General features: G+C 64.5%; 19 protein-coding genes. 6 read left to right on the forward strand and 13 right to left on the reverse strand.

Annotated features, from left to right (window positions below; genetic code table 11):
- Positions 1 to 356 precede the first annotated feature (356 nt).
- Both FAZ21_RS01350 and FAZ21_RS01355 read right to left on the reverse strand, forming a co-directional pair.
- Positions 357 to 1,820 carry a glutamate synthase subunit beta gene (locus tag FAZ21_RS01350; RefSeq protein ID WP_136771475.1) on the reverse strand — a complete coding sequence of 488 codons (1,464 nt, stop codon included), beginning with the start codon at positions 1,818 to 1,820 and terminating at the stop codon, positions 357 to 359.
- Positions 1,821 to 6,461 carry a glutamate synthase-related protein gene (locus tag FAZ21_RS01355; protein WP_136771476.1) on the reverse strand — a complete coding sequence of 1,547 codons (4,641 nt, stop codon included), beginning with the start codon at positions 6,459 to 6,461 and terminating at the stop codon, positions 1,821 to 1,823.
- 330 nt (positions 6,462 to 6,791) lie between these two features.
- On the opposite strand from FAZ21_RS01355, the gene FAZ21_RS01360 reads away from it, so the two are divergent.
- The gene (locus FAZ21_RS01360) at positions 6,792 to 7,157 is read left to right on the forward strand and encodes a VOC family protein (protein ID WP_136771477.1); all 366 of its coding nucleotides are present in this window, start codon (positions 6,792 to 6,794) and stop codon (positions 7,155 to 7,157) included.
- A 216-nt stretch (positions 7,158 to 7,373) separates the two neighbouring features.
- Positions 7,374 to 8,060, forward strand: coding sequence for a helix-turn-helix transcriptional regulator (locus FAZ21_RS01365; protein WP_136771478.1), 687 nt, complete (start codon positions 7,374 to 7,376; stop codon positions 8,058 to 8,060).
- A 57-nt stretch (positions 8,061 to 8,117) separates the two neighbouring features.
- On the opposite strand, the gene FAZ21_RS01370 is transcribed toward FAZ21_RS01365, so the two are convergent.
- On the reverse strand, positions 8,118 to 9,086 hold the full coding sequence (locus tag FAZ21_RS01370) for a hypothetical protein (protein WP_136771479.1): 969 nt from the start codon (positions 9,084 to 9,086) through the stop codon (positions 8,118 to 8,120).
- 240 nt (positions 9,087 to 9,326) lie between these two features.
- Between FAZ21_RS01370 and FAZ21_RS01375 the strand changes: the two genes are divergently transcribed.
- Entirely contained in the window at positions 9,327 to 10,091 is a 765-nt protein-coding gene (locus tag FAZ21_RS01375) for a C13 family peptidase (protein WP_169307201.1), read from the forward strand.
- 61 nt (positions 10,092 to 10,152) lie between these two features.
- On the opposite strand, the gene hemF is transcribed toward FAZ21_RS01375, so the two are convergent.
- The 3 genes from hemF to FAZ21_RS01390 all read right to left on the reverse strand — a co-directional run bounded on the left by hemF (position 10,153) and on the right by FAZ21_RS01390 (position 11,991).
- On the reverse strand, positions 10,153 to 11,058 hold the full coding sequence (gene hemF, locus FAZ21_RS01380) for an oxygen-dependent coproporphyrinogen oxidase (protein WP_136771481.1): 906 nt from the start codon (positions 11,056 to 11,058) through the stop codon (positions 10,153 to 10,155).
- A gap of 82 nt (positions 11,059 to 11,140) precedes the next feature.
- Positions 11,141 to 11,605 (reverse strand): copper chaperone PCu(A)C, encoded by a 465-nt coding sequence (locus FAZ21_RS01385; RefSeq protein ID WP_136771482.1) that lies wholly within the window; start codon positions 11,603 to 11,605, stop codon positions 11,141 to 11,143.
- A gap of 32 nt (positions 11,606 to 11,637) precedes the next feature.
- Positions 11,638 to 11,991: a hypothetical protein gene (locus FAZ21_RS01390; RefSeq protein ID WP_136771483.1), complete on the reverse strand. Its 354-nt coding sequence runs from the start codon at positions 11,989 to 11,991 to the stop codon at positions 11,638 to 11,640.
- Between the two features lie 103 nt (positions 11,992 to 12,094).
- On the opposite strand from FAZ21_RS01390, the gene FAZ21_RS01395 reads away from it, so the two are divergent.
- Positions 12,095 to 13,678 carry a phospholipase D family protein gene (locus tag FAZ21_RS01395; RefSeq protein WP_169307202.1) on the forward strand — a complete coding sequence of 528 codons (1,584 nt, stop codon included), beginning with the start codon at positions 12,095 to 12,097 and terminating at the stop codon, positions 13,676 to 13,678.
- A 282-nt stretch (positions 13,679 to 13,960) separates the two neighbouring features.
- On the opposite strand, the gene FAZ21_RS01400 is transcribed toward FAZ21_RS01395, so the two are convergent.
- The 7 genes from FAZ21_RS01400 to FAZ21_RS01430 all read right to left on the reverse strand — a co-directional run bounded on the left by FAZ21_RS01400 (position 13,961) and on the right by FAZ21_RS01430 (position 23,834).
- Positions 13,961 to 17,026, reverse strand: a complete 3,066-nt coding sequence (locus FAZ21_RS01400; RefSeq protein WP_136771485.1) for a bifunctional diguanylate cyclase/phosphodiesterase — start codon at positions 17,024 to 17,026, stop codon at positions 13,961 to 13,963.
- A gap of 136 nt (positions 17,027 to 17,162) precedes the next feature.
- Positions 17,163 to 18,134: a septal ring lytic transglycosylase RlpA family protein gene (locus tag FAZ21_RS20990; protein WP_211243332.1), complete on the reverse strand. Its 972-nt coding sequence runs from the start codon at positions 18,132 to 18,134 to the stop codon at positions 17,163 to 17,165.
- A gap of 114 nt (positions 18,135 to 18,248) precedes the next feature.
- Positions 18,249 to 19,361 carry a rod shape-determining protein RodA gene (gene rodA, locus FAZ21_RS01410; RefSeq protein ID WP_136771486.1) on the reverse strand — a complete coding sequence of 371 codons (1,113 nt, stop codon included), beginning with the start codon at positions 19,359 to 19,361 and terminating at the stop codon, positions 18,249 to 18,251.
- On the reverse strand, positions 19,354 to 21,321 hold the full coding sequence (mrdA, locus tag FAZ21_RS01415) for a penicillin-binding protein 2 (protein ID WP_136771487.1): 1,968 nt from the start codon (positions 21,319 to 21,321) through the stop codon (positions 19,354 to 19,356). The genes rodA and mrdA overlap by 8 nt, the downstream gene beginning before the upstream one ends.
- A complete protein-coding gene (mreD, locus tag FAZ21_RS01420) occupies positions 21,318 to 21,824 on the reverse strand; it encodes a rod shape-determining protein MreD (RefSeq protein WP_136771488.1) in 507 nt (168 codons plus the stop codon). Before mreD ends, mrdA begins: the two co-directional genes overlap by 4 nt.
- Positions 21,824 to 22,708 carry a rod shape-determining protein MreC gene (mreC, locus tag FAZ21_RS01425; protein WP_136771489.1) on the reverse strand — a complete coding sequence of 295 codons (885 nt, stop codon included), beginning with the start codon at positions 22,706 to 22,708 and terminating at the stop codon, positions 21,824 to 21,826. The genes mreD and mreC overlap by 1 nt, the downstream gene beginning before the upstream one ends.
- A 79-nt stretch (positions 22,709 to 22,787) precedes the next feature.
- Positions 22,788 to 23,834 carry a rod shape-determining protein gene (locus FAZ21_RS01430; RefSeq protein ID WP_136771490.1) on the reverse strand — a complete coding sequence of 349 codons (1,047 nt, stop codon included), beginning with the start codon at positions 23,832 to 23,834 and terminating at the stop codon, positions 22,788 to 22,790.
- A gap of 252 nt (positions 23,835 to 24,086) precedes the next feature.
- Here FAZ21_RS01430 and gatC point away from each other — a divergent pair, with 252 nt between their 5' ends.
- Together gatC and lpcA are read left to right on the forward strand one after the other, a co-directional pair.
- Positions 24,087 to 24,374 carry an Asp-tRNA(Asn)/Glu-tRNA(Gln) amidotransferase subunit GatC gene (gene gatC / locus FAZ21_RS01435; RefSeq protein WP_136771491.1) on the forward strand — a complete coding sequence of 96 codons (288 nt, stop codon included), beginning with the start codon at positions 24,087 to 24,089 and terminating at the stop codon, positions 24,372 to 24,374.
- Positions 24,371 to 24,961 (forward strand): D-sedoheptulose 7-phosphate isomerase, encoded by a 591-nt coding sequence (gene lpcA / locus FAZ21_RS01440; protein ID WP_136771492.1) that lies wholly within the window; start codon positions 24,371 to 24,373, stop codon positions 24,959 to 24,961. The genes gatC and lpcA overlap by 4 nt, the downstream gene beginning before the upstream one ends.
- Positions 24,962 to 24,973 lie beyond the last annotated feature (12 nt).

The following is a 24,973-nucleotide window of genomic DNA, read 5'->3' on the forward strand; positions in this document are numbered from 1 at the left end:
GGGCTTGGCCGGCAATCGGGAAAAACCCTGAACCCCGCGCCACGATTGGCTTTCGGCGATGTCAGCCGCTTCGCCGACCGACCTGTTTCCCCCCACGCCTTCAATCAGCCTGCATTGCAGCAAAAACGGCCATTTGCGGGCCATCGGGCAATGAGTTCATTAGCCAAAAGGCAGTAAAAAACGTGCAAGTGAAAACCCATGGAATTCACCAAATCGGTGCACGACAATTCGTCAATTCACCAAACTGGTGCATATCGCCAATCAAAGCTTTCAGCGGTGCAACACGCTGCAAAATGCGGATACAAAAAAAGCGGGCCGAAGCCCGCTTTCTTTCACCGTGATGCAATGCCGCCGGATTATCTCGGTAGTTCGCTGTGCCCCATCAGGAACGCATCGACCTCGCGCGCGCACTGCCTGCCTTCGCGGATCGCCCATACCACCAGCGATTGGCCGCGCCGCATGTCGCCGGCCGCGAACACCTTGTCCACGTTGGTGCGATAGGCACGCGTACCCTCGCAGACTGCCTCGGCGTTGCCACGCGCATCGCGCGTAACGCCGAGGCCGCTCAGCACAGCACCCGCCGGATGGGTGAAACCCATCGCCAGGAATACCAGGTCGGCCTTCAATTCGAACTCGCTGCCCGGCACTTCCACCGGACGGCCATCGCGCCAGTCCAGCCGCACCGCGCGCAATGCGCTGATCCGGCCATCCTCGCCGATGAATGCCTTGGTCATCACCGCGAAATCGCGCTCACAGCCTTCTTCCTGGCTACTGGAGGTACGCAGCTTGGCCGGCCAGTATGGCCAGGTCAGCGGTTTATCCTCCTGTTCCGGCGGCATCGGCATCAGTTCCAGTTGCACGACGCTGGCGGCGCCATGGCGGTTGGCCGTGCCGACGCAATCAGAGCCGGTGTCGCCGCCACCGATCACCACCACATGCTTGCCGCTGGCGTCGATCGGATTGGCCGCGCCGCCGCCGACCTGCCGGTTCTGCGCGATCAGCAGTTCCAGCGCGAAATGGATGCCACCCAGTTGACGCCCCGGCACCGGCAGATCACGCGGCACTTCGGCGCCACCGGCCAGGATCACCGCGTCGAAATCCGCCAGCAGCGTCTGTGGCAGCACCGTGCTGCGCGCATCGTTGGCTATGCCGGCGCCCAGCGGCTCCGCCGACACCAGCGTACCGCACTGGAACACCACGCCTTCAGCCGCCAGTTGGCCCAGGCGGCGATCGATCACCCGCTGTTCCAGCTTGAAGTCGGGGATGCCGTAGCGCAGCAGGCCACCTGGCTGTTCGTTCTTTTCGAACACCTTCACCGCATGGCCGGCACGCGCCAGTTGCTGCGCCGCCGCCAGCCCGGCCGGGCCGGAGCCGATCACCGCCACCTTTTTGCCGGTGGTACGCGCCGCCGGCTGCGGGCCGATCCAGCCTTCCGCCCAGCCTTTTTCGACAATCGCGCGTTCCAGCGATTTGATGCCAACCGGCTCGGCGTTGATACCCAGGGTGCAGGCCGCCTCGCATGGCGCAGGGCACACGCGCCCGGTGAACTCGGGGAAGTTGTTGGTACCGTGCAGCACCGTCAGCGCCGAGCGCCAGTCCTGGCGATATACCAGGTCGTTGAAGTCGGGGATGACGTTGTGCACCGGGCAACCGGTGTTGCAGAACGGGATGCCGCAATCCATGCAGCGCGCGGCCTGTCGTCCCGCCTGGGTGTCGTCCAGCACGGCAACGAACTCGCGGTAATGGCCCACGCGCTCCTTGACCGGCTGGTACTGCTCGGCGACCCGCTCGTATTCGAGGAATCCTGTTGCCTTGCCCATTTATGCCACCTCCTTGTGTTGCGCGGCTTCACGGACGGCCAGTTCCTTGAGCGCACGTCGATATTCGTTCGGGTACACCTTGACGAAGCGGGCGCGCCATTCGGGCCAGTCGGCCAGGATGGCGGCGGCACGCAGACTGCCGGTGAGCGCGGCGTGACGTTCGATCAGCGCCTTGAGCTGGGCTTCGTCGCTCTGGCCGCGATGGCATGGCTCGGCAACATCCTGTTCGGCCTCGGGCAGTACGCGCTCCATCGCCACCTGCGTGGGATTGCAGCGTTCGGCGAAGTCGTCGTGCTCGTCCAGCACGTAGGCAATGCCGCCCGACATGCCGGCGGCGAAGTTGCGCCCGGTTTCGCCCAGCACCACCACGGTGCCGCCGGTCATGTATTCGCAACCGTGGTCGCCCACACCCTCGACCACGGCAGTGGCACCCGAGTTGCGCACGGCAAAGCGTTCGCCACCGATACCGGCGAAGAACACTTCGCCCTCGGTAGCCCCGTAGAGCACGGTGTTGCCGACAATGATGTTCTCCGCGCCATGGCCACTGAAGTCGGCGTGCGGACGCACCACGATGCGGCCACCCGACAGGCCCTTGCCGACGTAATCGTTGCCCTCGCCCACCAGCTCCAGCGTGACGCCGCGCGCCAGGAAGGCGCCGAAGCTCTGGCCGGCGGTGCCGGTGAAGGTGGCATGGATGGTGTCGTCCGGCAGACCGGCATGGCCGTAGCGCCGGGCCACCACACCCGACAACAGCGCGCCGGTAACGCGATTGATGTTCTTGATCGGCAATGCGATACGTACCGGCGCGGCGCGTTCCAGCGCCGGCATCGCCTGTGCGACCATCTGGTGATCCAGCACGTTTTCCAGCGCGTGGTCCTGGCAGTCCTGATGCAGCCGGGCCACATCGGCAGGGGCTTCCAGGCGATGGAACAACTTGCTGAAATCCAGCCCCTTGCTCTTCCAGTGCGTGATGCCGGCGCGCTGGTCGAGCAGATCGGCGCGACCGATCAGTTCGTCGAAGCGCCGCACGCCCAGTTGCGCCATCAGTTCGCGCACTTCCTCGGCGACGAAGAAAAAATAGTTGACCAGGTGCTCCGGCTGGCCGGTGAAGCGCCGGCGCAGTTCCGGATCCTGCGTGGCCACGCCCACCGGGCAGGTGTTGAGGTGACACTTGCGCATCATGATGCAGCCCTGCACCACCAGCGGCGCGGTGGCGAAGCCAAACTCATCGGCGCCCAGCAGTGCGCCGATCACCACGTCGCGCCCGGTGCGCAACTGGCCATCCACCTGGACGCGGATGCGGCCGCGCAGGCGGTTGAGCACCAGCGTCTGCTGCGTTTCGGCCAGGCCCAGTTCCCACGGCGTGCCGGCGTGCTTGATCGACGACAGCGGGCTGGCGCCCGTGCCGCCGTCGTAACCAGCGATCACCAGGTGGTCGGCCTTGGCTTTGGACACCCCCGCCGCAACGGTGCCGACGCCCACTTCGGACACCAGCTTCACCGAGATCGACGCCTGCGGGTTGACGTTCTTCAGGTCGTGGATCAGTTGCGCCAGATCCTCGATCGAATAGATATCGTGGTGCGGCGGTGGAGAGATCAGGCCAACGCCCGGCACCGAGTGGCGCAGCATGCCGATGTACTCGGACACCTTGTGCCCTGGCAACTGCCCGCCTTCGCCCGGCTTGGCGCCCTGCGCCATCTTGATCTGGATCTGGTCGGCGTTGACCAGGTATTCGGTGGTGACGCCGAAGCGGCCCGACGCCACCTGCTTGATCGCGGAGCGCAGGCTGTCGCCTTCCCGGAAGGTGTAGTCGCGTTCGATGCGGTCGGCGCCGATCACTTCGGACAACGTCTGCCCCGCCTTCAGCGGCACGAAGCGGCGCCGATCCTCGCCGCCCTCGCCGGTATTCGATTTGCCGCCGATGCGGTTCATCGCCACTGCCAGCGCGGTGTGTGCCTCGGTGGAGATCGAGCCCAGCGACATCGCGCCGGTGGCGAAGCGCTTGACGATGGCGCTCGCCGGCTCCACTTCGTCCAGCGGCACCGGACTGCCCGCCGGGCGTAGCTCGAACAGGCCGCGCAGCGTCAGTTGCCGCCGGCTCTGGTCGTTGATCTCGTTGGCGTATTCCTTATAGGTGCTGTAGCGGTTGGCACGGGTGGCATGTTGCAGTTTGGCAATGGCCTCCGGCGTCCACAGATGATCCTCGCCGTTGACGCGGTAGGCATATTCGCCCCCGGCCTCCAGCAGCGCCGCCGGACGTTGCGCGGCAAAAGCTGCGCGGTGCAGGCGCACGGCCTCCTCGGCCACTTCGAACAGACCGATGCCTTCCACCTGGGTCGGAGTGCCGGTGAAATACTTGGCCACCAGCGCGCGCGACAGGCCCACCGCTTCGAAGATCTGCGCGCCGGTATACGACATGTAGGTGGAGATGCCCATCTTGGACATCACCTTGCACAGGCCCTTGCCAATGGCCTTGATGAAGTTCTGCTCGTACTTGGTCACCAGCGCGTCGTCGCCATTGGCGAGATCGGCCAGGGTTTCCAGCGTCAGCCAGGGGTGGACCGCTTCGGCGCCGTAGCCACCCAGCAGTGCGAAGTGATGCACTTCCCGCGCGGAGCCAGTTTCCACCACCAGGCCGGTACTGGTGCGCAGGCCTTTCTTCACCAGATGCTGGTGTACCGCCGAGGTGGCAAGCAACGCGGGGATGGCCACATGCGCGGCGTCCACCTGGCGATCGGACACGATCAGCAGGTTGGCGCCGGACTTCACCGCATCCTCGGCCTGCGCCACCAGCGACGCCAATCGCGCTTCGATACCGCGCGCGCCCCAGGCAGCCGGATAGCAGATATCCAGTTCGTGCGAGCGGAATTTGCCACCGGTGTATTTGCCGATACGGCGCAGTTTGGCGATGTCACCACAGGTGAGCACCGGCTGCGCCACTTCCAGCCGCACCGGCGGGTTGATGGCGGTGGTATCCAGCAGGTCGGGCTTGGGGCCGATATACGACACCAGCGACATCACCATGTCCTCGCGGATCGGATCGATCGGCGGGTTGGTCACCTGGGCGAACAGTTGCTTGAAGTAGGCATAGAGCGGCTTGGCGCGGCCGGACAATACCGCCAGCGCAGCGTCGTTGCCCATCGAGCCGGTAGCCTCTTCGCCGTTTTGCGCCATCGGCGCCAGGATGAACTTGAGGTCCTCGGCGGTATAGCCGAACGCCTGCTGACGCTGCATCAGCGGCAACGTCGGCGCGACGACGGGTTCTTCCGGCTCGGCCACTTCGTCCAGGCGCAGGCGGATCTTGTCGATCCAGGCGCGGTATGGCTTGGCGCGCGCCAGGCTGTCCTTCAGTTCGGCGTCGTCGATGATGCGGCCTTCGACCAGGTCGATCAGGAACATCTTGCCCGGCTGCAAACGCCACTTGCGCTTGATGCGCGACTCGGCGATCGGCAACACGCCCGATTCGGACGCCATCACCACCAGGTCGTCATGGGTGACGAGATAGCGTGCGGGGCGCAGGCCGTTGCGGTCCAGCGTGGCGCCGATCTGGCGGCCGTCAGTGAATGCCACGGCAGCCGGGCCGTCCCACGGCTCCATCATCGCCGCATGGTATTCGTAGAATGCGCGGCGGCGTTCGTTCATCTGGGCGTTTTTCTCCCACGCCTCGGGGATCATCATCATCACCGCCTGCGCCAGCGTGTAGCCGCCCATCACCAGCAGCTCCAGCGCGTTGTCGAACGACGCCGAGTCGGATTGCCAGGGGTAGATCAGCGGCCAGATCTTGTCGAGATCGCTACCCAGCACCGGCGAGGAAATCGAGCGCTCGCGGGCACGCATCCAGTTGACATTGCCCCGCAGGGTGTTGATTTCGCCGTTGTGCGCAATCAAGCGGAACGGGTGTGCCAGATCCCACGTCGGGAAGGTGTTGGTGGAGAAGCGCTGGTGCACCAGAGCCAGCGCGGACAGACAGCGTGGATCGGCCAGATCGCGGTAGTACAGGCCCACTTGGTCGGCCAGCAACAGACCCTTGTAATTGACGGTACGTGCCGAGCAGGACGGGATGTAGTACTCGTTGCCGTATTCCAGCTTGAGCGCCAGGATGGCGTGGCTGGCCCGCTTGCGCAGTACGTACAGCTTGCGCTCCAGCGCGTCGGTCACCAGCACGTCCGGGCCGCGCCCGATGAACAACTGGCGAATCACCGGCTCGGCCGCCTTGGACTTGGGCGACATCGGCATCGCGCCATCGACCGGTACGTCGCGCCAGCCCAGCACCACCTGCCCTTCCGCGCGCACTGCGCGCTCCAGTTCCTCCTGGCAGGCGGCACGCGACGCAGCCTCTTTCGGCAGGAAGCACATCGCCACGCCATATTCGCCTTCGGGTGGCAGTGCCACGCCTTGGGCAGCCATTTCCTCGCGATACAGCGCATCGGGTATCTGCAACAGGATGCCGGCGCCATCGCCCTGCAACGGATCGGCTCCCACCGCCCCGCGATGATCCAGATTCTTCAGGATCAGCAGACCCTGTTCGACGATGGCGTGGCTTTTATGGCCCTTGACGTGGGCGACAAAGCCGACGCCACAGGCATCGTGTTCATGGGTGGGGTCGTACAATCCCTGCGGGTCGGGCAAGGCCGGGTGCATGTGTGGTTCCTCTTGCGGTGGCGGCCCGCCGAGGGTCAAAAAAAGCTGGCGCGCGGCCAGCCGGGATCGGCGGGAGGGGATGGAGAACGACTTGCCCGGCAAAACGCCGCGCAAACCCCGAAAGTTTGCCAGAACTGACTTTTACGCCCGGCAGAAACCCCAAGAAACTTAATCCAGATCAGATCATTCCGCACCCAATTCATGCAATGCACCGAAACGGTGAATGGCGCACCAAAACAGGGCATTAAATCGAAAAAACACTGCTGACATCACGGTGTCAGTAGGGGTACGGCAACATGACAACGTCTTTCCCCCACCCTGGAGCCCCCCATGAATGCCATCAACTGGTTCGAGATTCCCACCCTCGACTTCGACCGCGCCACCGCCTTTTACGAACGTCTGTTCGGCCAGAACCTGCGCCGCGATCCCTGCGGCGATTTTGAACTGGCCATCCTGCCGTATGCCGGCGAAGGCGTCGGCGGCGCGCTGGTGTCACCCGGCCCGATCAAACCGGCCGCCGACGGCGTGCTGCCCTACCTGAACACCCCTGGCGATCTCGACGACTGGCTGCGGCGGGTAGAGGATCACGGCGGCTGCGTGGTCCGCCCCAAGACACTGATCGACGCGGAAATCGGCTACATCGCCACCTTCCGCGACACCGAAGGCAACCTGATCGGGCTGCATGCAGCGCCTTGATTGAGGTGGGCTGACACCCCGACACCTTGAATCACCGAGGACAGTGAGAACACAGGGGGTCACAGAGAAAATCAAAAACGAGTCAACGCGAATGGCATCCGCTCTTCGATTGTTCTGATTTTCTCTGCGCAACGCCGTGTTCTCACCACGGTCCTCTGTGGTTCAAGATTCAGGGTTCAGCCACCATCCATTCCATCCACCACCAAAGACCGAGCCATGCGCCGCGCCGACCGTCTTTATCAGATCACCCTGTTCCTGCGCAGCCGGCCGCTGACCACCGCGCGCTGGCTGGCGCAGCAACTGGGGGTGTCGGAACGCACCATCTACCGCGATGTCAGCGATCTGCTCGGCACGGGTCTGCCCATCGATGGCGAAGCCGGCGTCGGTTACCGGCTGAAGCAGAACCTGGACCTGCCGCCGCTCAGCTTCACCCGCGAGGAACTGGATGCGCTGCGATTGGGAGCGCGGATGGTCCAGGGCTACGGCGATGCCGACCTCGCCAGCGCGGCGCGTAGCGCGCAAGCCAAGATCGAAGTCACACTGCGCCGCCAGATCGACCTGCCCACCCGGCTGTACGCACCGATACCACAACTGCACGCCACGCTGCGTCCACTGCTTGGCCGGCTGCGCCAGGCGGTGCATGCGCTCAACGTCGTCCATATCGCCTACACCCGCGCCGACGGCACACCCAGCGAGCGCGAGCTGCATCCGCTGGGGCTGTTCTTCTGGCACGGCAACTGGACGCTGGCCGCATGGTGCGAACTGCGCGGCGACTATCGCCACTTCCGCCTCGACCGCATTCGCGCCTGCCAGGTGTTACCGCAGCGCTTCCCTCAGGTCGCCGGCCGCAATCTGCACGATATGCTGCGACGGATGGGGGTCGACCCGGCACTGGTGGATTGAAACACCCAGCAAAAAACCCACCGCTGACGCGGTGGGTTTTCAACAAAACAGCCTCGATCAATGGTAGGCGCGGGGCATCTGGTACTTGATGCCATTGACCACGCGGTAATCCAGGTCACGCTTCTGATCGTACGATGCCACGATATAGCCCTGGCCGCTGACCTCTACCTCTCTGGCAACACGATGCACCACGCCCAGCGTCGGCAGCACCCAGTATTCCTCGGTGATCTGGGTAACATTGCCCATCGGATTTCCCTGCTCGTCCAGCCAGGTCAGTTGGCCAGTGTTGGCCATCTTGCAGGCGGTCAGTTCGCCGGAAAGCCCAGTCTGTACCGTGCCCTTGCCCAGGTACGTCACGTCATACTCCACCAGTCCGGTCGCCTGACCCTGACGCGCACCACTGGCGCTTCCTCGCGCATAGCGTTTGTGCGGCGCAACGTGGAAAGGAACGTCCTTTTCCAACGCATCGCGACGCGCGGCATTCATGCCCTGGAGATCAGTGCCATAGCCAAAGCCCCAGGTGTAGTTCGACCCGGTTTCCAGATAACCCAGGTACATGCCGGTGGACGAGTAGAACTCCTCCACCTTGAGTGAGACGCTGTCGGGCGTCCCCTGACCACTGAACAGGCTATCGAAGCTCGCCGACAGATAGCTCATCCGGTTGGGAATATTGAAGTCACTGGCCACCACCTGCGCCGCAATAGCACCGTGTTCGTCCAGCCATTGACCGGCCTGCGCCGGGTACTCGGTCAGCGAAGCGCCCTGATCCTTGTTGCCTCGCCAGAACGCACCGTCGTACCACGTGCTCTGGTAATCGTAGAGATCCGCTCTGGCGACCGGATCACTGGCGGCAAGCGACACCGGCGTCGCCGTCACCGTATCCGGCAACTGGGCCAATTCGCTCATGCAACCCGCAAAGGTGTCGATCACTACCGGATCTTCGTTGCCGCCACTACCACCACCGCACCCCACCATCCCCGTCGCCAGCGCTGCCAATACCGAGGCTTTCAATACGAAACTCGTCATTTTCAATCCTTTTGATATTTTCGAATTGCCCGTTTTAATCCGCACAAAACCGAACAATTTCCTTACTAGGCGCCCTCGATGTTCGGAGAATTAATCGAGTCCAATCTGAACCCAGATCAAACGGGCAGAGAAAAGCACTCATATAGACTGGCCCTTCCCTTTTTTTGGATGACCATCATGCGCCGCGCCCCCTGTTTATTCTGGTTGCTGTGTCTGCTATGGCTCACCGGATGCGCCAGCATGACCCCGCAGCCCTCAGCCACCGCAACCGCGTTGCTGGAGGCGCAACTCTCCGCCATGCCCGCCAAAGCGGAGCAACCCAAGGTCTATGGGCTGAGCATCGCCGGTTATGCCTGGCCCGAGGTGTTCGGCAACGAGGCGCGCCATGCCTCGGCCACCCTGGCGACACGCTATGGGGCCGAGGATGCCCAGGTGCTGCTCAGCAACGATCCGGGCGATCGCGAGCGCTATCCGCAGGCCAATCTGGATACGCTGGAGCGCGCACTGCGCGGCATCGGCGCCCGGATGGACCCGCAACGCGATGTGCTGATGCTATACATGGTGTCGCACGGGCAGCAGGACGGCAGTGTCCTGCTGAAGCAGCCCGGGCGAGCCGGAGAAGCGCTGTCGCCGACCTGGCTCAAGACCACCCTGGGCAAGGCGGGGATCAAGTACGTGATGCTGGCAGTGTCGGCCTGCTTTTCCGGCAGTTTCGTCAACGCGTTCCTCTACGACCCGGATGCGCTGGTGCTGAGCGCATCGCGGTCGGATCGGGTGTCGTTCGGCTGCTCGGTACGCGACGACTACACTTTTTTCGGCAAGGCGCTGCTGGTCGATCAGGACACGCGCCACCTGGATTGGCCGGCGCTGTTCCTCACCGTTTCGGACAAGGTGGCCGCCCGGGAAAAGGAGATCGGCGAGAAAATCGGCTCGGTACCGCAAATCCACTTCGGCAACGCACTACAGGATCATCTGCTCCAGGCCGGCCTGCGCCCCGGCAAATGAATGCGCCGCAAAACAAAACGGGAAGCACACCGGCTTCCCGTTCTTGTCGAGACTGAACCGCCTAAGCCAGCCAATCCCTCACCGGCAGGAACTCGGTCAGCAGCCGCTCCTCCGCGCTACCCTGCGGTGGCTGCCAGTCGTAGCGCCAACTGGCGGTCGGCGGCATGGAACAGAGGATGGATTCGGTGCGGCCGCCCGATTGCAGGCCAAACAGCGTGCCGCGATCCCACACCAGGTTGAATTCCACATAGCGCCCCCGACGATAGGACTGCCAGGCGCGTTCGCGTTCGCCGTAGGGCTGCTCGCGGCGCGCTTCTACAACGGGCAGGTAGGCGGGCAGAAAGGCATCGCCGACGGCGCGCATCATGGCAAAGCCGCCGTCGAAGCCCCCTTCGGCGAAATCGTCGAAGAAGATGCCGCCGATACCGCGCGCTTCGTTGCGATGCTTGAGAAAGAAATATCGGTCGCACCAGTCCTTGAACGCCGGATAGTACTGGGGGCCGAGCGGGTCCAGCGCGGCCTTGCAGGTGGCGTGGAAATGGCGGGCGTCGTCCAGCTCGCCGTAGTAGGGCGTGAGATCCATGCCGCCGCCGAACCAGAATACGTCTTCGCCGGAACCGTCGGCATGATAGGCGCGAAAGCAGCGCACGTTCAGGTGCACGGTCGGCACGTAGGGGTTGCGCGGGTGCAGCACCAGCGACACGCCCATCGCTTCCCACGCTCGGCCGGCCAGTTCTGGCCGGTGCGCCGTGGCGGACGCGGGCATCGCATCGCCCATCACGTGCGAGAACAGCACGCCGCCGCGCTCCAGCAGGGCCGAATCCTCGATCACACGACTGATGCCGCCACCGCCCTGCGGGCGTTGCCAGGCGTCGTGAATGAACGCACCACCATCCAGGTTTTCCAGGGACGCGACGATGTTCTGTTGCAGGGTCAGCAGGTAGTCCTTGACGGCGGTGATGTCCATGGTGGCTCAGGAAAGAAAGGGTAACGGATCGCCGGCGTGGAACGGAAAGCCGAGTGGCATCCCGTTCCACGCCGGCTGCGGATCAGTGCTTGGGGCCCGCCGGCGCGCTGGCGCCCAAGGCCTCGACCTTGACGTGCACCTGTACGGCCCCCGCGTGCTCGAAAGTCAGTGTCAACGGAAAGCTCGCGCCTTCCTTCAATGGCTGCTTCAGGCCGGTAAGCATGATGTGCAGCCCACCCGGCGCCAGCGCCTGCTTGGTCTTGGCCGGGACGTCGATGGCCGGAACCTGTCGCATCTTCATCACGCCGTTCTCCATGCTCATGCTGTGCAGTTCGGCACGTTCGGCGGCCGGGGTGGCGGCAGAGAGCAGTTTATCGGCCTCACCGGCGGTGTTGTCCAGTGTCAGGAACACGCCGCCCACGGTAGCGCCCGGCGCGGTGGCACGGGTCCAGGGGTGGCCGATCAGCAAATTGCCGGCCTGGTATTCGTGGGCCAGCGCCAAGGTGGCGCCCAGCGCCAGCAAGGCGCCCAGGATCAGTTTTTTCATGAAAATTTTTCCAGTGGTTTGTAAGAGTCGGTTCACGCGATGACGACATCACCGGGTGGACCGCGCGCATAGGCTTGCACCGGAAAATACGGTAACGCGACAAAAGCCGCCGCAATGTGCGCCGGGTTGGCCAGCGGTGCAATGAACAGCGTCGGCGGGTTGCGTGGCACGGCGTTGTCGCCGGCCCATTGCGCCGCCAGGCAATCCGGGCACAACGGAGGTTCGATGCCGGATAGCGGTACTGGCCGTGTCGTGTCGAGGCTGCCGCTCACGCACCAGCTCAGGGTCGGCGCGGCGCCAGCAGGGCCGTGCAATCCACGCCAGACCGCGGCACAAGCCATCAGCAGGCACAGGATCAGGGCTAGGCGGGAGGATGCTCGCGGCACGGCACGCTCGACATAGGGAGTGGCGGGATTATAACCAGAGGTTCGCGCTGAAATGGGCTTGGACTTTGCTACAGTCGGGGCATCGTCTTCCTCCACGCGCTCCATGGCCCCTCGCACCCTGCTGCCCGCCGCCCTGCTGACCCTGGGCACTCTGCTCACTGGCTGTGGCGCCTTGCCCGCCAAACCCGAGAGCGTCGCATCCACCTCGGTGGTCGATACGGCCGATACGCCGCTCGCGCATGCCGTGGCGCCGTTGCTCGCTCAGCATCCCAGGCTGACCGGGCTGTATCCGCTCGACCGGGGCCGCGATGCGCTGCTCACGCGACTGGCGCTGGCGATGGTGGCGCAAAAGACGCTCGATGTGCAGTACTACATCTGGCACGACGACCTGACCGGCCGGCTGATGATGGCCAAGCTGCTGGAGGCCGCGGATCGGGGTGTTCGGGTGCGACTGCTGCTGGATGATGTGGGCGCCAACGCCGACGACGACCTGCTGCTGGCGTTGTCAGCGCACCCGAATATCGAGATCCGCCTGTTCAACCCGGCCGCCAACCGCAACTGGCGTGCGATGTCGTCGTTGCTGGATCTCAGCCGCATGAACCAGCGCATGCACAACAAGGCGCTGATCGCGGACCACCGCGCCATCATCGTCGGCGGGCGCAATATCGGCGACGAGTATTTCGAAGCCAATGAAGAGATCGATTTCAGCGATCTGGACGTGCTGTGCATCGGCCCGGTTGTGCCACAGGTGGCGCGCTCGTTCGATCTGTTCTGGAATCACAAGCTGGCGATCCCGGTGAAGCTGTTCTACCCGGAGCGCAAGCTGGACGGCATGCTGGACGCGCTGCGCGTCGAGTACGGCAAGCAATTGCAAGAGGATCGCGCCAGCGATTACCTGCGCGCGCTGGAACAGCAGGCCATGGCCGAGCGCCTGCGCGCGGTGAAGCTACCGTTCTACTGGGGCCGCGCCCGCGCGCTGTACGACGATCCCAAGAAGATGGACCCGGACGAGGATGCAACGCTGCTGGCCGAGCGCCTGGCGCCGGTGGCACAGAAAACCCACCGTGAACTGGCCGTGGTCTCACCCTACTTCGTGCCAGGCGACGATGGCACCACCTGGATGGCCAATCTGGTGAAGTCGGGCGTCGAGGTGAAGGTGCTGACCAACTCGCTCGCCGCCACCGACGTGGCCGCCGTGCACGCCGGTTACGCGCGTTATCGCAAGCCGCTGCTGGAAGCAGGTGTGAAGGTGTTCGAATGGAAGCCCGATCCGCCGCCCGGCCAGGGTAGCGGGCTGGCACGCTCGGCCAAGCGTTCGGGCGGCAGCGGCTTTGGCAGCGGCTCGGGCTTTCGCGGCTCCTCGCGCGCCAGCCTGCACAGCAAGGCGTTCGTGTTCGACCGCCGCAATGTCTTCATCGGTTCGCTCAATATGGACCCGCGTTCGATCGAACTGAACACCGAGATCGGCGTGCTGTTCGAAAGCGATCTGCTGGCCAGCCGGATGGCCGAGCAGTTCGACCGCCTGGTCGCCCGCGATGCATACGCGCTACGGCTGGATGATCAGGGGAATGTGGTGTGGCGCGATGGCGCCGACGGCCAGGAATATGACGCCGATCCCAAATCCAGCGGCTGGCGACGATTCACGGCGTGGCTGATGTCGCTGCTGCCAATCGAGTCTCAGCTCTAGATGCTACGCGCCTGAGAAGGGAGAAGGATCAGACCTGAACCCCAAATCCTGAAACACAGAGGACACGGAGAACACAGCGTTTCACGGAGAAAACCAAAGAAAGAGCAGGAGGAAGAAGCAAGCCGGGCGCACCGGGCAATGCGTTGCCCCGCCATGACGCTTCTCTCTTTCATTTCCTCCGGTTGTCTCCGCGTTCCCCGCGCTCTGCGTTTCAAGATTCAGGGTTTGGGAGGTCGCGCGCGGTTACCATTCCCTCTTCCATGGCGCGATGCCGCCGCCGCGCTATGCGGGCATCTCGGGCAGCGGCAGCACGGGCATGCGTTCCATCAGTTGCCGGAACTCTTCGGCCGGGATCGGGCGGCTGAAGAAGAAGCCCTGGATGGCGTCGATGTCGGCGCTTTGCAGGAAGGCCAGTTGTTCGGCCGTTTCCACCCCCTCGGCCAGTACGGACATGCCCAGTGTCTTGCCCAGGCCGATAATGGCCAGCACGATGGCGGCGTCGTTGGGATCGGTGGTCAGATCGCGTACGAAGCTCTGGTCCACCTTGAGCTTGTCGAACGCAAAGCGCTTGAGGTACGACAGGCTGGAGTACCCCGTTCCGAAGTCGTCGATGGATAGCTTTACGCCCAGGCGCTTCAGGCCGTGCAGCATCGCCATCACGTGCTCCACCTCCTGCATCACCACCGATTCGGTCACCTCCAGTTCCAGGTACTGCGCGTCCAGCCCCGAAGCGGCCAGCGCGTCGGCGACGATTTCCAGCAGGTTGGCCTGGTGCAGTTGCAGGGGTGACAGGTTCACCGCGATGGTCAGCGGCGGCAGGCCTGCCGCCTGCCATTCCGCCGCCTGGCGACACGCCTCGCGCAGCACCCAGTTGCCGATGGGGACGATCAACCGCGACTCCTCCGCCACCGGAATGAATTTGCCCGGGGGGATCAGGCCATGCTCGGGATGTCGCCAGCGGATCAGCGCCTCGGCCCCAATGACGCCGCCGTCGGCAAGGCCGGCCTGTGGCTGGTAGAACAGCGTGAATTCGTTGTTGACCAGCGCCTGCCGCATGCTGGTTTCCAGCACCAGCCGCTCCGAGGCCAGAACATTGAGGTCGGCGGTGAAATACTGGTAGTTGTTGCGGCCGTTGGCTTTGGCCTGATACATCGCCACGTCGGCATTGCGGATCAATGTTTCGGAGTCGTCGCCGTCGTCCGGATAAAGCGCGATGCCGATGGAGGTGGAGCTGGCAAAGCCGCCCGCCTCCAGTTCAAACGGTTCGGAGAACGATTCCAGGATGCGCTCGGCGATCTGTCCCGCCTGCATCGCATCCTGGATTTCCGACAGCACCACGACGAACTCGTCGCCACCCAGCCGCGCCAGGATATCGGTACGCCCGACGATGCCCCGCAGCCGCTCGGCCACCTGCATCAGCACCTGATCGCCGGCGGCGTGGCCGAGCGAATCGTTGATGGTCTTGAAGCGGTCCAGGTCGAGGAACAGCACCGCCAGGCGCCGGTGGTAGCGTTCGGCCGCGGCCACCGACAGCTTCAGCTCGTCGCGCAGCAGGTTGCGGTTGGCCAGCCCGGTCACCGTATCGAAATTGGCCAGTTCGGTGATGCGATCCTGCGCTTCCTTGCGCTCGGTGATATCGGTCACCGTGCCGATCAGGCGGTTGGGCCGTTGCTGCTCGTCGAAATCGATGAAACGACCACGGGTCTGGTACCAGTGGAACTCGCCGTCCTTGCGTTTGCGGCGGTATTCGATCACCAGTTGGTGCGCGGCGCCGGTGTAGTAATCGCGCACCGCGCGCATCACGTTCTCGCGGTCGGACGGATGTAGCTGGCTCTTCCACTTTTCGAAGGTTTCAATCAGCTCACCCGGCTCGTAGCCCAGCAGCCGGTCGTATTCCGGGCTGGTGACGGCGGTGCGGCGGCTCTCCAGCGGCATGTCAAAGAGGCCGGTATTGGAAGCCTCCAGCGCCAGCCGCAACTGCTGCTCGCTCTTGACGATGGCTTCCTCGGCCATGCGGCGCTCGGAGATGTCGCGCACCACTGCGCAGTTGTATTCGCGCCCCTTGAACACGATGAAGTTGGAGTACACCTCGATGGGGAACTCCTCACCGGTGCGGGTCTTGAACGTCACCTCGTCGAACAAGTGCTTGTGCTCGCGCAGGCGCATCCAGAAACGGGGCCAGCTTTCCGGCTTGAAGCCGGGATTCACGTCCTTCAGCCGCATCGACAGCAGTTCGCCCTCGCTATAACCCAGCCGGTTGCAGGCGGTGGCGTTCACGTAACGGATCACGCCGCCGTCGTCCAGCCACACCGCCATGTCCGCCCCTCGCTCCACTGCCACCTTGGTCAGGTAGAGGTCGGCCTCGGTCTGTTCCAGCCGCTTCAGTTGCTGCAACACGTAGATCAACAGGCTGCCGCTCGCCAGCAGCATCAGGCAGGTAATGCCCAGGTTGATCAGGTTTTCGCGCTGCCAGGTGGCCAGCACCACGCTGCGATCCGAACCAACGGCCACGCCCAGCGGCCAGCCACTGACATGCCGCCAGCCGTAGAGACGCCGGCCGCCAGGGGCGTCGTCGGTTTCGTGGAACACGCCGGCTTCCTGGCGCAGGAAGGCTTCGTCGAAGAACTGGCGCGCGCCGATATTGCGCACGCGTTCCCGCGCGGATTCGGGGTAGAACAGCAGCGTGGCGCCGTCGTCGCGGAACACGCGCAAGGTGGTGCCACGCTGGGTTTCCAGCGAGCGGTAGAAATCGGCGAAGTAGCCCGGCGACAAGCCGGCCATCAGTACGCCGGCGAACGCGCCACCCGCGCCCGACAGGCCGGTGGCGATGGGAATGATCTCGCCACCGCCACCGGGATCCAGCCCCGGCTCGGCGATATAGTGCGGCGTGCCGGGCAGCGCGCGGATGGTGCGGTAGTAGCGCTCGTTCGCCAGGTTGGCGTTCGGCGTGGGGTACGTGCGCGTGGTGGCCGCGAGCCTGCCATCCTCGTAGATCACCGCCAGCGAACCCAGTTGCGGGTAACGCACCGCCACCCGTTGCAGGTAGGCGTAGAGGCATTCGTCGTCCCGGGCTGCCAGGCACTTGCGGAACAGCGTGTCCTGCTGGATCGAGAACAGCGCGTTGACGGACGACTCCATCGTGCGTCCCACGTGCTCCTCGGTGGTACGCGCCAGCGTGAGCAGGTACAGCTCGGCCTTGTTCTGGGTCTCCTGATAGCTGCGCAGGCTGGACCAGCCCAGGGCCCCGAGCGTGAACAGCATCACCACGACGGACAGCACCACCAGCAGTACGCGGATGCGTGCGAATGAATGACCGTCGTCTTGCTCCCTGGCAGGCGGCGGGCTCACGGATTTCGTCTCCTGGTTGCTGGAATGGCGCCCGTCACGGCGGCGCGGCTCCACGCATTCTTGAGGCAAAGCGCGGCGGTGGCAAGCGGCTGTGGCCACCACGGAACAGTGCCCCCCGATTGGCGGGAGCGCCGCGCTATCTGCCGATGACGGCGGTCAGGTCGTGCGCGTCCGCCAGTTGCCGGGCCGCCAGCTCGGCGGCGTGGCGATCCGGGTACGGCCCCAGCCGCACCCGATGCATCGCACCGGCAGTCTGGATCACCAGCGGCGAGCCGGGCGGCAGTTCGCCGGACAAACGAGTCAGGAACGCTTCGGCGTTGGTGCGCGACGAAAACGCGCCCAGTTGCAGATAAACGCCGTTGCGCGTTTCCGCCACCGGCGCAACCGGGGCGGGCGGCGGCAAAGCCTGTGCGGACGCGGGCGCCGGTGTCTCGACCACCGTCGCCACCGTGGGCGGTGGCAGCGCGCCACCCGCGGTCAGGCTTTCCACCACCACCTCGCTGCTGCCCTGCATGGCGTAGCCCAGGCGGCAGGCGGCGACGAACGACAGATCGATCACCCGCCCCTTGTGGAACGGCCCGCGATCGTTCACCCGCACGATCACGCTGCGGCCGTTCTTCACATTGGTGATGCGCGCGTAGCTGGGAATCGGCAGCACCGGCGACGCGGCGGTCATCGCGAACATATCGTAGACCTCGCCACTGGAGGTCTTCTGGCCGTGGAACTTACGGCCGTACCACGAGCCGATGCCCTGGGCGCGATAGTCGCCGGCATCCCTGATCGGCGTGAAGCTCTGGCCCAACACGGTGTAGGGATTGTTGGCGAAGCGGTGCAGCGGCTCGGCGCGCGGCGTGGCCTCGGGCACCAGATCGATCCACGGCGGCAGATCGAGGGGGCCATCGTCCTTGTAGAACGCGCCATTGCTCGATCGCACGTAGACGCAGGGATTGTTGCTCGGCTGCTGCGCCAGTACCGGCGGCCGCGCGCTGGTCGTGGCGGGCGGCGTGGGCTGGGGCGCCGGGGTGGTCGTGCGGCTGGGCGTGCTGGAGCACGCGGCAAGTAGCGCCGTGCACACACTCAGGCAGATGAGTTTCAAGCTGGTTTTCAAGCGGTCACCTCCGAAACAAGTGTGAGGGTGAGGAGTAACTTCCAAGAACAACAGCCACGGCGCGCCGTTTCGTTACTTCTGCACCTCACACCCGACACTTCACTCCTCACCCACCTACCCCTTCATCAACTTGCGATCGCGCTGCACGCTCATCAGCAGGCCAAAGCTGGCCAGGATCGACACCATCGACGTGCCGCCATACGAGATCAACGGCAGCGGCACGCCCACCACAGGCAGGATGCCGGACACCATGCCCATGTTGACGAAGACATAGGTAAAGAAATTGAGCGCGATCGAGCCCGCCAGCAGCCGACCGAACGTGGTGGATGCGCCATTCGAGATCATCAGCCCGCGTGCGATCACCAGCAGATACAGCAACAGCAGCAGCGCATTGCCCACCAAGCCGAACTCCTCGCCGTACACCGCGAAGATGAAGTCGGTGGTGCGTTCGGGGATGAAGTCCAGGTGGGTCTGCGTGCCGGCCAGCCAGCCCTTGCCGAACCAGCCGCCCGAGCCGATGGCGATGGTGCCTTGGATGATGTGATAGCCCGCGCCCAGCGGATCGCTGGTGGGATCGAGCATGGTCGCCACGCGACGGCACTGGTATTCGTGCAGGATATTGATGCACAGGTTCCAGTGCGTGACCACGTAGGCCAGCCCGCCGAAGGCCGCGGCGCCGGCCGCGATCAGCCGCCACGACAGCCCGGCGAAGAACAGCACGTAGAAACCGCTGGATGTGATCAGCAGCCCGGTGCCCAGGTCCGGCTGCTTGAGGATCAGCCCCACCGGCAGCACGATCAGCAGCGCGCCGACCACGAAATGCCGCCAGTTGAGATGCACTTCGTGCAGATGGAAATACCAGGCCAGCATCAGCGGCAGCGCGATCCGCATCAGCTCCGACGGCTGGATGCGCGTGATGCCGATATTCAGCCAGCGCGTGGCGCCATGGCTGGTCACGCCGAAGAACTCCACCGCCAGCAGCAGCAGCACGCCGACCACATACGCCGGCAACGCCAGCCGCATCAGCGTCTGGAGCCGGATGCTGGCGATACACCACATCAGCACCAGTGAGATGCCCATGAAGGTGAGCTTGTCGGACACCCGCGCGACATCCTGGTTGGACGCCGAATACAGCAGCACCGCCGACACCACGAACACCAGCAGGGTGAACAGCAGCAGCCAGGGGTCGATGGGCTGCTTGAAACGTTGCCAGAGCAGTTTAATCACCGGTGTGCTCCGCGCTGGGCTGCTCGGCGACGGAGGCGGCCTGCGCCGCCGGTGCTTCCGGCAACTTGCCAAGCAGATAGTAGTCGAGGGTCTTGCGCGCGATGGGCGCGGCGGCCGCGGCGCCGAAGCCACCGTTTTCCACGATCACCGCCAGTGCGATGCGAGGCTTGTCCACCGGCGCGAAGGCGATGAACCAGGAGTGGTCGCGCAACCGTTCGTGGACATTGCGCGCGTTGTACTTGCCGCCCTTGAGCGAGAACACCTGCGCGGTGCCGGTCTTGCCGCCGGCGACATAGCCGGCGTTGCGAAAGGCATTGGCGCCGGTGCCGTTGGTGATGACGCTGGCCAGGCCACGGATCACCCGCTCGGAGTTCTCGCGCTTCCACGGCAGCGTGCGCTCCGGGCTGGGCTCCACCAACGTGGTTTCGCCAGTATTGGGATCGACGATGCGATTGACCACGTGTGGCCGGTAGGCAACGCCGTGATTGACCAGCGTGGCGGTGGCGTGCGCCATCTGTAGCGGCGTATAGCTGTTGTAGCCCTGGCCGATACCGATCGACACCGTCTCGCCGGCATACCATTTCTGCTGCGCCGGGTTCTTGAAGCGCTTGCGCTTCCAGTCCGCGCTGGGCAGCACGCCCGGACGCTCGCCCGGCAGGTCGATGCCGGTACGCTGACCGAAATCCAGCCCGCTCATGAAGGTGGCGATATAGTCGATGCCCATCTGCACCGCGAGCTGGTAATAGTAAGTATCACTCGACACGGTGAGCGAGCGGTCGAAAGTCATGCTGCCATAGCCACCTGCCTTGGAGTCGCGAAAGCGGTGGCCGCCGAAAATGAAATACCCCGGATCGGCAATGGTCTGGTGCACCAGCGGGAAATTGCCCTCCAGCGCGGCCATCGCCATGAACGGCTTGAAGGTGGAGCCGGGCGGATACTCGCCGCGCAGTGCGCGATTGAGCAGTGGTTTGTCCGGGCTTTCGTTCAATTCCTTCCAGGTCTGCGGATCAATGCCGTCCACGAACAGGTTGGGGTCGAACCCCGGCTGCGACACGAAGGCCAGCACGCCGCCGGTGGCCGGCTCGATGGCGACCAGCGCGCCACGCCGTCCTGCCATCAACTGCTCGGCCACCTCCTGCAACTTGATGTCCACCGACAATTGCAGATCGTGCCCCGGGCGCGGCGGCACCCGCCGCAGCGTGCGCACCGCGCGGCCATTGGCGTCGATCTCGACCTCCTCGAAACCGGTGGTACCGTGCAGGTAACGCTCGTAGCTGGATTCGATGCCGATCTTGCCGATATGCTCGCTGCCCCGGTAGTTGGCCAGCATGCCCTCTTCTTCCAGATCGGCCAGGTCGCGGTCGTTGATGCGGCCGATGTAGCCGATCAGGTGCGACGCAATCTCGCCGTGCGGATAATGGCGAAACAGCCGCGCCTTGATCTCGACGCCGGGAAAGCGATAGCTGTTGGCGGCAAAGCGCGCCACCTCCTCATCGGTGAGCCGCGTCTTGATCGGCAGCGATTCGAAATCCTTGCTTTCGTCCTGGAGCTTCTTGAAGCGCCGCCGATCCTTGGGCGTGATCTCGACCAGCGCATTGAGCGCGGCGATGGTGGCTTCCAGGTTGTCGATGCGCGACGGCGTGATTTCCAGCGTATACGCGGAAAAATTGTGCGCCAGGATCACGCCATTGCGGTCGCGGATGATGCCGCGCGACGGCGGCACCGGCACCAGCGAGATGCGGTTGGCCTCGGCCAGCGTCATGTATTTATCGTGCTGGATGCCCTGCAACCAGAAGAACCGCGCCAGCAACACGCCGAACAGCAGCAGCACGAACACCGCCGCCGCCAGCAGGCGCAGCTCATAGGCGCCGCGCACCTCGCGGTCGTTCTTCAGCTCGTTACTGCTGTTGCGCCGTGTTTTGCCCCGCGACGAGGCACCGAACATGGGGCGGTGTTTCATAACGAATCGGGCACGTTCTTACGCTGGTGCACCAGCAACAGGTTGGAAATCGGCACCCACAGGAAGGCCGAGAGGAACGGTCCGACGAAGTAGCTGATGCCCACCATGTCCGCGCCGGTGGTCAGCCGCAACACCGCCATGATCACCTGTGCCAGCAGCAGCAGCCCCAGCATCGCCAGCGCCTGTTGCCAGAACGGGAAGATATTGATCTGGCGAGAGCGCGACAGCACCAGATATACGATCACCGAATACGCCAGCGTGTGCTGGCCCAGCATGTTGCCGTCGGCCACGTCCATGGCCAGGCCGAACACGAAGGCCCAGCCCACGCCGACACGGCGCGGCTGGTTGAGCGTCCAGTACAGCAGCATCAGCGCAACGAAATCGGGTGCGAAATGACTGCCGATCAGTTGCCACGGCAGCAGGTTGAGCAGCAGCGCGCCGATCAGGGTCAGGAAAATCAGGCTCGGGCGTACCGGGCGCGGCAGATGGCTGGAAACGGGCATCAGGCACCTTTGGCGGCGGCGGGTCCCGATGCGGCCGGGTAAGGCGGCGGCGCGGGAGGATTGTCGAGGATCAGCAGAAAGCGATGGCTGTCGATACCGGCCACCGGCCGGCTCTGGATGCGCGGAAACGGCGAGCCGCTGGGGCGCTCGATCCGGGTGATCGTCGCCACCGGCAGGCCCGGTGCGTACAGACCGTCCAGCCCGGAAGTGACCAGCAGGTCGCCTTCCTTGATATCGGCGTTGGGCGGCAGGTAGCGCACCTCCAGCGGCTGGCCCGCGCCCATGCCGTAGACCACCGTGCGCAGGCGACTGCGCTGCACCATCACCGGCACCGCGTGGTTGCGATCGGTGATCAGCCGCACCTCGGACGTCATCGGCTGCACGCGCACCACCTGTCCGACCACGCCCTCGGTATCGACCACGATTTTGCCCGGCGTGATACCGCCGTTCTCGCCCAGGTCGACGATCAGCTTGGCGGAAAACGGATCGCGCCCGCTGTAGAGGATTTCGGTCAGCCGGCTGCTCTGCGCGCGTTGCGACTGGCTCAGCGCCAGGCCACGCAACTGTTCGTTCTCGGCGGTCAGCGCATCGACACGCATCGCCTTGGCGCGCGCCACCAGGATCTGGTCGTTCAGCTTGCGGTGTTCGGCGATCAGCACTGCCTGCCGGGTAAAGAAATCGCGCGCCTCATGCAGCGCGGCGAAGGGCGCGGTCGCCAGCCACTGCAACGGATACAGCACGAACGACACCTGCTCGCGCACCCGGCCCAGCACCTGGTAATGGACATCGCCCACCATCAGGGCGACGGAGAGCGTCGAAAAGATCAAAAGCCGCGTCAGCGGCTTCGGACCTTGCTTGAAGAAGGCGGGTTGAGTGGCTTGCATGAACGATCGATGGGCCAGGAGTCGGGCACGGGGGCGAACAGCGCCCCCTCTGGGTTGAGCCGCTGGACTGAACCCGCGTTCAGTCGTTGATGAAGATGGCCACGCCACCCTTGTCCAGCTTGTCCAGCGCCCGACCGGAGCCGCGCACCACGCAGGTCAGCGGATCGTCGGCAACGATCACCGGCAGGCCGGTTTCTTCCATCAGCAGGCGATCCAGGTCACGCAGCAGCGCGCCACCGCCGGTGAGCACCATGCCCTTTTCGGCGATGTCCGCGCCCAGTTCCGGCGGGGTCTGTTCCAGCGACTGCTTCACCGCCGACACGATCTGGTTCAGCGGCTCGGTCAGCGCTTCCAGGATTTCGTTGGACGAGATGGTGAACGAACGCGGGATGCCCTCGGCCAGGTTGCGGCCCTTCACTTCCATTTCACGCACTTCGGCGCCGGGGAAGGCGGAGCCGATACGCTTCTTGATGTCCTCGGCGGTGGTGTCGCCGATCAGCATGCCGTAGTTGCGGCGGATATAGTTGATGATGGATTCATCGAACTTGTCGCCACCCACGCGCACCGACGACGCATACACCACGCCGCCCAGCGAGATCACGCCCACCTCGGTGGTACCACCACCGATATCCACCACCATCGAGCCGGTGGCTTCCTCGACCGGCAGGCCGGCGCCGATCGCGGCAGCCATCGGCTCCTCGATCAGTTCCACCTTGCGCGCGCCGGCGCCCAGGGCCGATTCGCGGATGGCGCGCTTTTCCACCTGGGTGGAGCCATACGGCACACAGATCACGATGCGGGGGGGCGAGCTGAACAGGCGGCTCGGGTTCACCTTCTTGATGAAGTGCTTGAGCATCTGCTCGGTGATGGTGAAGTCGGCGATCACGCCATCCTTCATCGGGCGGATCGCGGTGATGCTGCCCGGCGTGCGGCCCAGCATCTTCTTCGCTTCGGCGCCAACGGCGAGGATGGTCTTCTTGCCCGACGGGCCGCCTTCCTGCTGGATGGCGACGACGGACGGTTCGTCCAGCACGATCCCCTTGCCCTGCATGTAGATCAGGGTATTGGCCGTGCCCAGGTCAATGGCGATATCGTTGGCGAAATAGCCGGAAAGCATACCTAGCATCGTGTTCTCGCAATTCAGAATTCGTGGGGCAGAACGACACGGCAAAACCGCGCCGGTGAAGGATTCGTATAGGCCGCAGAGCGCATGGCGGCGCGTTGGTTCCGCAGCGCACCATGCCCTGAAAGGGCGGCCCAATGCCCGTTTGGGCGAAACAAACCCGGTATGATACCCTAAGGCGCCTCAGGTTGGGGCATGGTTTACACTGCCCCGCAGGCCCCTCCGGCGCGCCCCGAAGCAGCAAGGAAACCCTCTATGTCGCTGTCCCACGACGACGTCAAACGCATCGCCAAATTGTCCCGCATCGCCGTCACCGACGACGAACTGACCGCGGCCCAGACCCAGCTCAACCGCATCTTCGGCCTGATCGAAGAAATGCGCGCGGTGGACACCACCGGCATCGAACCGATGTCGCACGCCCAGGACGTGATCCTGCGCCTGCGCGACGACGAAGCCACCGCCCCCAATCGCCGCGAGGCCTTCCAGTCCGTGGCTCCCGCCGTCGAAGACGGCCTCTATCTCGTGCCCAAGGTGATCGAATGAGCCTATCCGCCATCCGCCAGCATTTCGATGAAGCCGCCGCCGTGCTGGAGCGCGTGCGGGGCGACGATGCCTTCCTCGCCGCCGTGGACGCCGCGGCCGCCGTGCTCGTCCACGCCTTTCAGCACCAGCGCAAGGTGATCTCCTGTGGCAATGGCGGCTCACATTGCGACGCCATGCACTTCGCCGAGGAGCTTTCCGGCCGCTATCGCGGCGATCGCCCCGCCATGCCGGCAATGGCGGTCTCGGACCCGACCCACATCACCTGCGTCGGCAATGATTACGGCTTCAACGAAATCTTCGCCCGCCAGGTGTGTGCGTTCGGCCAGGCCGGCGACGTGCTGGTCGGCATCACCACCAGCGGCAATTCGGCCAACGTGATCCGCGCGGTCGAAGAGGCACGCAAGCGCGACATGCAGGTGATCCTGCTGATGGGCAAGGACGGCGGCAAACTCAAGGGCGCGGCCGATGTCGAAATCATCGTGCCGCACTTCGGCTATGCCGACCGCATCCAGGAAATCCACATCAAGGTCATCCACACGCTGATCGACCTGGTCGAACGCGGCATGGGCTATGTCGACCAGGAATGACGCACATCACAC

Source organism: Chitiniphilus eburneus, assembly GCF_005048205.1.
Classification (GTDB): Bacteria; Pseudomonadota; Gammaproteobacteria; order Burkholderiales; family Chitinibacteraceae; genus Chitiniphilus; species Chitiniphilus eburneus.